This window comes from Butyrivibrio sp. AC2005 (genome assembly GCF_000424145.1).
GTDB lineage: Bacteria > Bacillota > Clostridia > Lachnospirales > Lachnospiraceae > Butyrivibrio.
Genome location: NZ_AUJI01000040.1, coordinates 39,020 through 49,250 on the forward strand (window position 1 = coordinate 39,020; position 10,231 = coordinate 49,250).

Sequence of the window (10,231 nt, forward strand, 5' to 3'; positions counted from 1 at the left end):
TGGGCATATGCTCGCAGTCCTTCTTGTTTTTTTCGTTATTCAAATGTCAAGGCATATTATTTAATAGGATTTGCTCCTGCCTTTTCCTGAGCCTTGGCTACAAGATTCTTCCAGAAGCCCTTCTTCTGCTCGGTAGGAGCAGCATTTCCACCTCTGATACCTTTTACGGAAAGTACATAAATTCCGCTGACCTCAGCCTTAACTTCCTTTTTAACAGGAACAGAATCAAAAATCTTCTCATCACATACGAGGTTCATGATCTGGGGTCCAACCTTTACTTTAAGGATTGGAAGCTTAGAACGTCTGAGAAGCTTAGGGGTATTCTCCAATACGGCAGAGGGAAGACCTGCTTCGTTGATCTTCATGCGCTTCTTATCGATGATAAGCATGGAAACACTCTGCTTCATGGCTTCCATCTGAGCCTGCTGCTCTTCCTGACGCTTCTGGGCTTTCTTACCAAGAATAGTGAGCACTACAAGTGCAATTGTAAGTACAACAATAATTACTAAAAATACGATTAATACCGGATTCAAAACATTCCTCCAAACTATAAATGAAACTGTTAAATGCGATTTTTGGTCGCTGCGCAAAAACCATTTTAACATTGAATTAAAGCTGAGGCAACAAAAATACTTTAATATAAGTAGAAACTGTGCTAGTATAAAAAAAGTTTTATTTTAAGAATTTCATGATAGGAATTCAAGTGAATTTAGAAAGTACTAAGGAGTAAATAAATATGAAAAAATTTATGGCAGCTGTTTCCGCTGTAGTGGTTGCAGCAGGAATGCTTGCGGGCTGTTCAAAGGCAGCAGGCAATACAGACGCAGCAGGCAATACAGACGCAGCATATCTCAAGGATATTAATCTTGAAGATTACGTAACACTCGGAGATTATAAAGGAATAAATGTAGAGGTGGCATCACCTGAAGTAAGTGATGAAGAGATTGATCAGTACATGCAGTATATCAGTTCATCAATGAAGGCAACTGTCGAGGTTACAGACAGAGCAGTACAGGAAGGTGATACGGTAAACATTGATTATTCTGGAAAAAGAGTTGATACCGGAGAGGTATTTGATGGCGGTACAGCAGAAGGCTATGATCTGACAATTGGTTCACATACATTTATTGATGGTTTTGAAGACGGACTTATCGGTGCGGCAATAGGCGAGACAAGGGACCTTAATCTTACATTCCCTGAGAATTACAGTTCTACAGAGCTTGCAGGCGCAGATGTTATTTTTACAGTAAAAGTCAACAGCATAAAGGTAAAGCCTGACCTGGATGATGCTTATGCAGCTTCACTGGGAATCGAAAATGTTACAACCATAGATGAGCTTAAGACCTATCTTAAGGACAGACTCATGGAGGACAAGCAGACACAGTACAAGAACGAAGTCAATTCCAAGGTTATTGATGCTGTGACAGCCAATTGCAAATTTAATCAGCCCCCTCAGGCGGCACTTGATCGCTTCAAGGGACTTTACACAGAACAGGCTGATCTTGTTGCTTCATACTATTCAGCTAATTATGGTACAAGCTATACTACAGATCAGGTTCTTTCCATGATGATGGCTCAGGAGGGCTTCTCCGGTGAGCAGACAGAATATCTTGATAATAAGTCTGTAGAGCTTGCGGAACAGTTCATTATGCTTGGTGCAATTGCTAAGCTTGAAGGAATTGAAGTAACAGAAGACGAGCTCAATGAGAAGCTCGAGTCTGATATGGCTAATGCCAATGCTACAGCAGAAGAGGGCAAGACAATTGCCAGTGTTGATGAGTATAAGAAGACAGTTGATGTAGAGAATATCAAAGAGAATCTTCTTACAAACAAGGTTATCGAGTTCCTTGCAGAAAATGCAAATGTAACCGAGCCTGCAGCTGATGCTGCTACAGAAGATGACAAAGCGGCTGAAACTGAGAATACAGAGGCTGCAGACAGCGCAGATACAGAGGCTGCAGACAGCGCAGATACAGAGAATACAGAAGAATCAGAGAGTGCAGATTCAGCAGAGTAATCAAATATTGATTTTATAGATGGAGGCAAAAGATGGAACTGACAGATATCAGAGAGCTTTTTCAGGCTCCCGAAAAATTTGCAGATAAAAAGGTAACAGTAGGTGGATGGATCCGTAGCATTCGTGATTCAAAGGCAATCGGTTTTATTGTCCTTAATGATGGTACATATTTCACTCCACTTCAGATTGTTTATTCAGATACACTGGGCAATTTTGCTGAGGTAAGTAAGCTTAATGTCGGTTCCGCCATTATAGCAGAGGGTACAATTGTTCTTACTCCCGGTGCAAAGCAGCCATTTGAGATGCAGGCAGAGAAAATTGATGTTGAAGGCCCTTCAACACCTGATTTCCCGCTTCAGAAAAAGCGTCATTCACTTGAGTTTTTAAGAACAATACCTCATCTTCGTGCAAGAACCAATACGTTTGAGGCTGTTTTCAGAGTTCGTTCACTTGCAGCATATGCTATTCACTCCTTCTTCCAGGAGAGAGGCTTTGTATATGTTCACACTCCCCTTATCACAGGCAGTGACTGTGAAGGTGCAGGTGAGATGTTCCAGGTAACTACAATGGATCTCAATAATGTGCCTAAGACAGAGGACGGACAGGTTGACTATTCACAGGATTTCTTTGGAAAGCCGGTTAATCTTACTGTTTCAGGTCAGCTGAATGTTGAGACATATGCCTTTGCATTTAAGAATGTTTATACATTTGGTCCTACATTCCGTGCTGAGAATTCTAATACAACACGTCATGCGGCAGAGTTCTGGATGATCGAGCCCGAGATGTGCTTTGCAGATCTTAAGGATGACTGCGACTGTGCTGAGGCTATGCTCAAGTATGTTATCAACTATGTTCTAGAGAATGCACCTGCTGAGATGGAGTTCTTTAACTCATTTGTGGATAAGGGACTTATTGAGAGACTTCAGCATGTTGCAAACAGTGAGTTCGGAAGAATTACATATACTGAAGCTGTTGAGATTCTTAAACAGCATAATGATCAGTTTGACTATAAGGTTGAGTGGGGCTCAGATCTTCAGACAGAGCACGAGAGATTCCTTACAGAGCAGGTATTTAAGAAGCCTGTATTCGTTACCGATTATCCGAAGGAGATTAAGGCTTTCTATATGAAGCTAAATGAGGATGGTAAGACAGTTGCAGCTGCTGACTGTCTTGTTCCCGGAATCGGAGAGATCGTAGGAGGAAGCCAGAGAGAGGATGATCTTGCTACTCTCGAGAAGAGAATGGATGAGCTTGGTCTTAAGAAAGAGGATTATCAGTTCTATCTTGATCTTAGACGTTATGGTTCAGTAAGACATGCAGGATTTGGTCTTGGATTCGAGCGCTGCGTAATGTACCTTACAGGAATGGGCAACATCCGTGATGTTGAATCCTTCCCTCGTACAGTAGGTAATTGCGAATTATAATTAAATGGCATCTTGATTCTTTGATTCAAGATGCCATAATTTTTAGATTGAGAGATATTTAATCTTATGGGGAAATCTAAATTAGATAAAAATGTAATAACTGCGTATATAATAACCCTGGCATTTGTCCTTCTTGCGTATCAGGGATTTTACAGATTCGGATTTGGATCAGATACGATGATTCATTATCTCAATCCTCTTATAAACATTGAATCTGAATTTACCTATGGAAGATATATTCCATATGTTATGGAGCTGCTATTATATAAGATAGGAATCATACTTCCTGAGAAATACAGATATTTTTTTATTCTGCATATATTGGTGGTATCCCTTGGAGCATTTATTTATCAGCAAGTAATAGTATCGCTCCTAAATAAGAAAAAAGCTTTTTCGAATGTTTTTGAAGAATATTTTGGGAGAGCATTGCTGATTTTGCCCTTTAGCAGTACACTTTTTTCGGAATATCTTATGTTTCCGGAGTGCTTTGTCTACTGCTTCTATGTGTTGTTTACAGCACTTGCAGTATATTTTTATTCGAAAAAAAAGTACGTTATTGCAGTGATTTTTGTGCTGATGGGTGGATGCACATATCAGGTTTCGGTGATATTGTGTGCAATTTATGCCCTGCTTTATATGTTGATCGAGGGTGATTGCGTTCTAAACAAGAAGATGTTTTTCAGAGGACTGATTGTTTCTTTAAGCTGCCTTTTGGTGGGTGCTCTTAATTATTTATCAACCAAACTTATGCTGGCCATGGGAATAATGTCTGATGATCCAAAGCCAATAACATCAGGGAGTATTATTGATAGTATTTCCAGGGTACTCATACTTTTTTGGAACTTTTTGAAAAATGGCATTGGGCTTTTGCCGGTTCCGTATATTAATTTATGTATCCTTATAATAGCAACATTGCTGCTTTTTATAACCCATAAAAAAGAGAAAGAAAGAATTATATCGTTTGCTTTTGCCGGATTTGTGATGTTTGCATTATCACTTGCTATTCCGATTATCCAATCAAGTGCACCAAGAGTTATTTATACTCTTTATGCCGCTTTTGGAAGTACCTGCTTTTTGGCGTATGTCCAGCTTGATATAAACATGAAGAAATATATGCAGGCTCTTACAGGAATTTGCGTTGCCGTACAGCTTTTTTCCTGCCAGCAGATAGCGCTTAATCACTATATTTCGAATGCTCAGGATTTAGCATGTGCACAGGCGGTACTCAACAAGATTGATAATTACGAAGCTAAGACAGGAGTTACCGTTACCGAAATTGGTATATGCGTTGATGATGATTCTTCAAATTATTATGATAATGTATATTATAAACTTGACCAGATAAACGAGCGTACTTCAAGAAATGTAGCATACAGCCTTTTGGAGTATGCTAACCGCATTGAGAAAAACGATGAAAACAATGGTATAAAATCAGATGCCACCAACAGATTAAAGAAAAGTCAGATGAAACCGGGAAAAATAAGGAAAAAGTACTTTAAAGATATGAACTGGGACAAATTTGATGTGGATGAACAGCTGGTAATTGACGGAAATACCGCATACTGGTGCATATATTGAATAAGCGATAAGACCTCCTTGTGCAGATAGAAAATTTGCCAAGGAGGCTTTTATTTGCAAGGCTCCGGGGAGTCGCAAATGACACTTTGTTTTGATATAATTGAAGTGATAAAAGTTTTGTTTTTTTATTTTCAAATGGGGATTAAATGAAAAGATTTTCAAAAAGATTATTTAATAGATGTCTATGTGGTGCATTGGCAGTTGTAATGCTGACTGTATCAGGTGTTCCTGCGCTTGCAACTTCAAGTGAAGAGCTTAAGAAGCAGCAAAAAGAGCTTGAGAAGCAGCAGAAGGAGCTCGAAAAGCAGCAAAATGCCATAGAGTCTCAAAAAAAGGAGAGTCAGAGCGGTCTGAACAATGCCAATCAGAACATCAGTGAGATACAGGGCGAACAGGCTGAGCTTCAGGAAGGCATAGATGAAGCTAATGAGGAGCTTGTGGGTCTTCTGACAAGTATAGATCTTATTCAGGCAGACATAGAAGAAACTCAGATTAAGATAGAGAAGACTCAGCAGGAGTATGAGGAAGCCAAGCGTCAGGAGGAGATACTCTATGATGCTATGAAGAAGCGAGTAAAGTTTATGTATGAAAAGGGAGAGGTGTCTTATGCACTACTCCTTCTTCAGGCTGAGAATGTAGGCGATATGCTTAACAAAGCCGGATATATTGAAGAACTTTATGATTATGACAGACAGAAGCTGGCTGATTTTATCCAGGCTAAAAATGCAGCTGAGCAGTACGGGCAAGAGCTTGCAGAAGCTAAGTCAGAGCTTGAGACATCACAGTATGAGTTGAAAGAAGAGCAGGCTCATGTTGAGCAGGTTATTGATCAGTATAAGAAACAGTATGCAAATTTTGATGTCCAGCTGGCAAAAGCCAAGCAGGATGCGGCAGTATATTCTGCACAGCTGCAGCAGCAGACTGCACAGATAAGAGATCTGCAGGCAAAGATAGATGCCAAGCAAAGTGAAGTAAAAAAGACCAAGAAGGCAGCAGATGAGGCTGCGGCAAAAGAGGCTGCAGCGGCCAAAAAGAAGAAGGAAGAAGAGGAAGCTGCTAAAAAAGCGAAAGAGAAAGAGCAGCTTGCGGCTAATAATACAAACAATAATGATCAGGCTAATAATTCTGAATCATCAAAGTCTTCAAATGAGGCAGCTTCAACACCTGTAAAGACGGTACCTGCTGTGGCAGGTGCTGCTACGGGCCAGAATATAGCTAATTATGCATGCCAGTTTGTAGGAAATCCCTATGTAGCAGGAGGAACAAGTCTTACAAACGGTGCCGACTGTTCGGGGTTTGTCTATGCTGTTTACAAACAGTTTGGAATAAGCGTGCCCAGATCATCCTATTCACAGGCTACCTATGGTAGAGAGGTTTCATACCAGAATGCTCAGGCAGGGGACGTTATATATTATGGCGGACATGTGGCTATTTACCTTGGCGGAGGCAGAATAGTTCATGCAAGTACGGCAAAAACAGGAATTAAGTATGAAAATGCCACGTACAGAACAATTTTGACTATCAGAAGATTTGTAGGATAAATTTAAAATAGAGTATGCCCGGCAGGCAGCTTTGTAAGGAGTACGTATTTTGGAGTGGAATAAATTACTCTGCGGAGACAGGATTCGCCCGATAGTTAAGCGTGAGGGATCACAGGATCTTCGCAGCGAATTTGAAAAAGACTATCATAGAATAATCGGAAGTGCTTCTTTTAGACGCCTTCAGGATAAGACTCAGGTTTTTCCTCTGGATCAGTCAGATTTTGTGAGGACAAGGCTGACACATTCCCTGGAGGTATCTTCTTTTTGCAAATCCCTGGGACAGAATATCGCAAGGAAAATACTTTCAGAGATTAAGGATGAGAGCTTTGAGCCATCATATCAGCAGGATATCTGCGATATTTTACAGTGTGCAGGACTTTTGCATGATATAGGAAATCCACCTTTTGGTCATTTTGGAGAAACGGTTATAAGGGAGTGGTTTAAGGAAAATCTGCCAAAGCTTGAATATGTGGATGCTAATTCAACTTTCAGGAAGCTGACGGACATTCTTAACCCACAGATGCAGAATGATTTTTATAACTTTGAAGGTAATACACAGGCGTTAAGAGTGGTCACCAAGCTGCATTATCTTGTGGATGAGCATGGGATGAATCTCACCAAGGCGCTTCTTGCAACAATAATTAAATATCCGGTTTCTTCTCTGGATGTGGATAAAAAAAGTGCAGATATCTGTTGTCATAAGATGGGATATTATTACGCGGATCGTGATCTTTTCAGAGATATAGAGTATTCCTGTGGCCTGAATGGCAGGCGACATCCGCTTACATATATTCTGGAGGCGGCAGATGACATAGCATACAGGACAGCAGATATTGAAGATTCTTATAAAAAAGGCCGGATCAGCTTTGATATGCTTGTCAGAGAGCTTGAGCAGAGATGCCTTAAGGATCAGTCAGATTCCGGCTACAGATCGCTGATAGAATCACTAAAGTACAGATATGAAAAAGGAATAGAGCGCGGAGTTAGTGATCCAGGAGAGTATGCTGTGCAGAACTGGATCGTGGCTGTTCAGGGAAAACTCATTTATCTTGCGACAGAAAGCTTTGCCGGACATTATAAAGAAATAATGGACGGTTCTTTCGGTCAGGAGCTTCTTGAAGGAACAGAAGGAAAGCATATAGTTGATGCGCTTGGGGCTATTGCTGTGAAATACGCATTTAATTCTGAGCCTATTTTGAAGATAGAAGTGAGTGCGGATCAGATTTTGACGTATCTATTGGACAGACTTGTACCTGCAGCCGTGCATTATGATACGGACGTGAAGCTTCGTCCTATAGACTCAAGGATGATTTCTTTTATCTCGGAGAATTATAAGACTATCTATCATATATATTCGCAGGGAAAAAGCGAAGATGAAAAGTTATACTTAAGGCTTCTCCTTGTGACAGATTATGTGTGTGGTATGACAGACAGTTATGCCAAGAGACTATATCAGGAATTAAACGGCCTCATATGATCTTTTGCTTAATCAATTGATTTTGCTTGCATTTTAAGACAGTTACATTTATGGTATTTGAGTAGCTTCACTAAATTTATTCAGAAAGAGGAAAATATGGATAAAGAATTGGTAGTGGTTCTGGATTTCGGTGGGCAGTACAATCAGCTTGTTGCTCGCCGTGTCAGAGAATGTAACGTTTATTGTGAAATCTATTCCTACAAAACGCCTATTGATCAGATTAAGGCTATGAATCCTAAAGGGATAATTCTTACCGGCGGACCTAACTCCTGTTATGAGGAAGGCGCTCCTACTTACACAAGAGAATTATTTGAACTCGGCATTCCGATTTTAGGCTTGTGCTATGGCGCCCAGCTCATGATGCATGTCCTTGGCGGTAAGGTTGAGAAAGCACCTGTAAGAGAGTACGGCAAGACTAATACTTTTATAGATGGCGCAAAGGATACATTATTTGCCAATATTCCTGCTGAGACAATTGTGTGGATGAGTCACTTCGACTATATCAGCAAGGTTGCACCGGGATTTGAGATAATCGCACATACAGCAGATTGCCCTGTGGCAGCAGCTGCCTGTGAAGAGAAAAAGTTATATGCTATTCAGTTCCATCCTGAGGTTCTTCATACAGTTAAGGGAAAAGAGATCCTTCACAATTTTGTAAGGGGTATCTGCCAGACTGAAGGCTCCTGGAGAATGGATTCTTTCGTTGAAAATACAATAAAAGAGATCAGGGAAAAAGTTGGAGACGGTAAGGTACTTCTGGCTTTATCAGGTGGTGTTGATTCCTCTGTTCTTGCAGCTCTTTTGGCAAAGGCTATTGGTAAGCAGCTTACCTGCGTTTTTGTTGATCATGGTCTCCTTCGCAAAAATGAAGGCGATGAGGTTGAGGGTGTATTTGGACCCAATGGTAATTTTGATATAAACTTTGTTCGTGTAAATGCGGCAGAGAGATATTACGCAAAGCTTAAAGGTGTGGAAGAGCCTGAAAGAAAGCGTAAGATTATTGGTGAGGAGTTCATCCGTGTCTTTGAAGAAGAGGCTAAGAAGATAGGTAGAGTTGACTTCCTTGCGCAGGGAACAATTTATCCCGATGTGGTAGAGTCAGGTCTTGGCGGAGAGTCAGTTGTAATCAAGTCTCACCACAATGTAGGCGGTCTTCCGGATTATGTTGATTTCAAGGAAATCATCGAACCTCTTCGTTCGCTGTTTAAGGATGAGGTTAGAAAAGCAGGTCTTGAGCTTGGTCTTCCTGAATACCTGGTATTCCGTCAGCCATTCCCCGGACCGGGACTTGGCATCCGCATAATCGGTGAGGTTACTGCAGAAAAGGTTAGAATTGTTCAGGATGCTGATTATATTTACAGAACTGAGCTCGCAAATGCAGGGCTTAAGAAGCTTCCGGATCAGTATTTTGCAGCTCTCTCAAATATGAGATCAGTCGGTGTTATGGGTGATGAGAGAACCTATGACTATGCTGTAGTCCTTAGAGCTGTTGAGACAATTGATTTCATGACTGCTGAGGCTTCTGAGATTCCCTTCGAGGTGCTCCAGAAGGTTATGAGCAGAATAATCAATGAGGTCAAGGGTGTTAACAGAGTAATGTATGATTTGACGAGTAAGCCTCCGGGAACGGTGGAACTTGAATAATACACTTAACAAGAGACAACATTGTTTTCCATGAAAAGGGCAAAATGATGGTTTCTCAAAATTGAATATTAAATGGATGTTATTAGACCTTGTATGAGTCGTTATGCGATTCGTATGAGGTCTTTTTTGATACTTGAAACAAGGTTATATCATCTGAATTCCAAATAATCTCCCCTGCAATTCCCGGGTGAGACCCAGCGTAAATAAACGCTGAAATATACCCGAAAAAGCATGGAGAAAATCAGGACTAATAAGAACCGCAAACCCTTGTAAACCCTAGTAAAATCCATATTTATTTCAGATGATATTTCGGTGTGGGGACGCTGGTTAAAGGACCTTATGGTCGTGATATTCTCCGATAAATTTCGGCAAATATATCACCTTTTGGTGAGGTTATGCCGGGACAAATCGGGGATAAGTGTAGGAGAGACACTTGTTGGATTCAGATGATATATCAGATGAAATACATGTGTAAAAAATACTTTTTTATAAGAGCGACTAGGGAAAATAACTTGGTCCCAAATGGGGAAAATGGGTGTGCCCCGGGACA

Annotated in this window: 7 protein-coding genes; 6 read left to right on the forward strand and 1 reads right to left on the reverse strand. The window is 40.7% G+C overall.

Features of this window, described 5'->3' with window-relative positions; all coding sequences use genetic code 11:
• Positions 1-56: 56 nt before the first annotated feature.
• Entirely contained in the window at positions 57-533 is a 477-nt protein-coding gene (locus G602_RS0112320; RefSeq protein ID WP_026659286.1) for a hypothetical protein, read from the reverse strand.
• A gap of 203 nt (positions 534-736) precedes the next feature.
• Between G602_RS0112320 and tig the strand changes: the two genes are divergently transcribed.
• The 6 genes from tig to guaA all read left to right on the forward strand — a co-directional run bounded on the left by tig (position 737) and on the right by guaA (position 9,681).
• Complete coding sequence (gene tig, locus G602_RS0112325; RefSeq protein ID WP_026659288.1) at positions 737-2,017, forward strand: trigger factor; 1,281 nt, start codon at positions 737-739, stop codon at positions 2,015-2,017.
• A 32-nt stretch (positions 2,018-2,049) separates the two neighbouring features.
• The gene (gene asnS / locus G602_RS0112330; RefSeq protein ID WP_026659289.1) at positions 2,050-3,441 is read left to right on the forward strand and encodes an asparagine--tRNA ligase; all 1,392 of its coding nucleotides are present in this window, start codon (positions 2,050-2,052) and stop codon (positions 3,439-3,441) included.
• Between the two features lie 66 nt (positions 3,442-3,507).
• Positions 3,508-5,019 (forward strand): glucosyltransferase domain-containing protein, encoded by a 1,512-nt coding sequence (locus tag G602_RS0112335; RefSeq protein ID WP_026659290.1) that lies wholly within the window; start codon positions 3,508-3,510, stop codon positions 5,017-5,019.
• A 146-nt stretch (positions 5,020-5,165) separates the two neighbouring features.
• Positions 5,166-6,560: a C40 family peptidase gene (locus tag G602_RS0112345; RefSeq protein ID WP_026659291.1), complete on the forward strand. Its 1,395-nt coding sequence runs from the start codon at positions 5,166-5,168 to the stop codon at positions 6,558-6,560.
• Positions 6,561-6,609: 49 nt separating this feature from the next.
• Complete coding sequence (locus G602_RS0112350; protein WP_026659297.1) at positions 6,610-8,037, forward strand: deoxyguanosinetriphosphate triphosphohydrolase; 1,428 nt, start codon at positions 6,610-6,612, stop codon at positions 8,035-8,037.
• 96 nt (positions 8,038-8,133) lie between these two features.
• On the forward strand, positions 8,134-9,681 hold the full coding sequence (guaA, locus tag G602_RS0112355; RefSeq protein WP_026659299.1) for a glutamine-hydrolyzing GMP synthase: 1,548 nt from the start codon (positions 8,134-8,136) through the stop codon (positions 9,679-9,681).
• Positions 9,682-10,231: the final 550 nt, after the last annotated feature.

Bases quoted from the DNA above. Each gene is read 5' to 3' on its own strand.
- tig (WP_026659288.1), top strand. From the start codon at position 737: ATGAAAAAATTTATGGCAGCTGTTTCCGCTGTAGTGGTTGCAGCAGGA.
- asnS (WP_026659289.1), top strand. From the start codon at position 2,050: ATGGAACTGACAGATATCAGAGAGCTTTTTCAGGCTCCCGAAAAATTT.
- G602_RS0112335 (WP_026659290.1), top strand. From the start codon at position 3,508: ATGGGGAAATCTAAATTAGATAAAAATGTAATAACTGCGTATATAATA.
- G602_RS0112345 (WP_026659291.1), top strand. From the start codon at position 5,166: ATGAAAAGATTTTCAAAAAGATTATTTAATAGATGTCTATGTGGTGCA.
- guaA (WP_026659299.1), top strand. From the start codon at position 8,134: ATGGATAAAGAATTGGTAGTGGTTCTGGATTTCGGTGGGCAGTACAAT.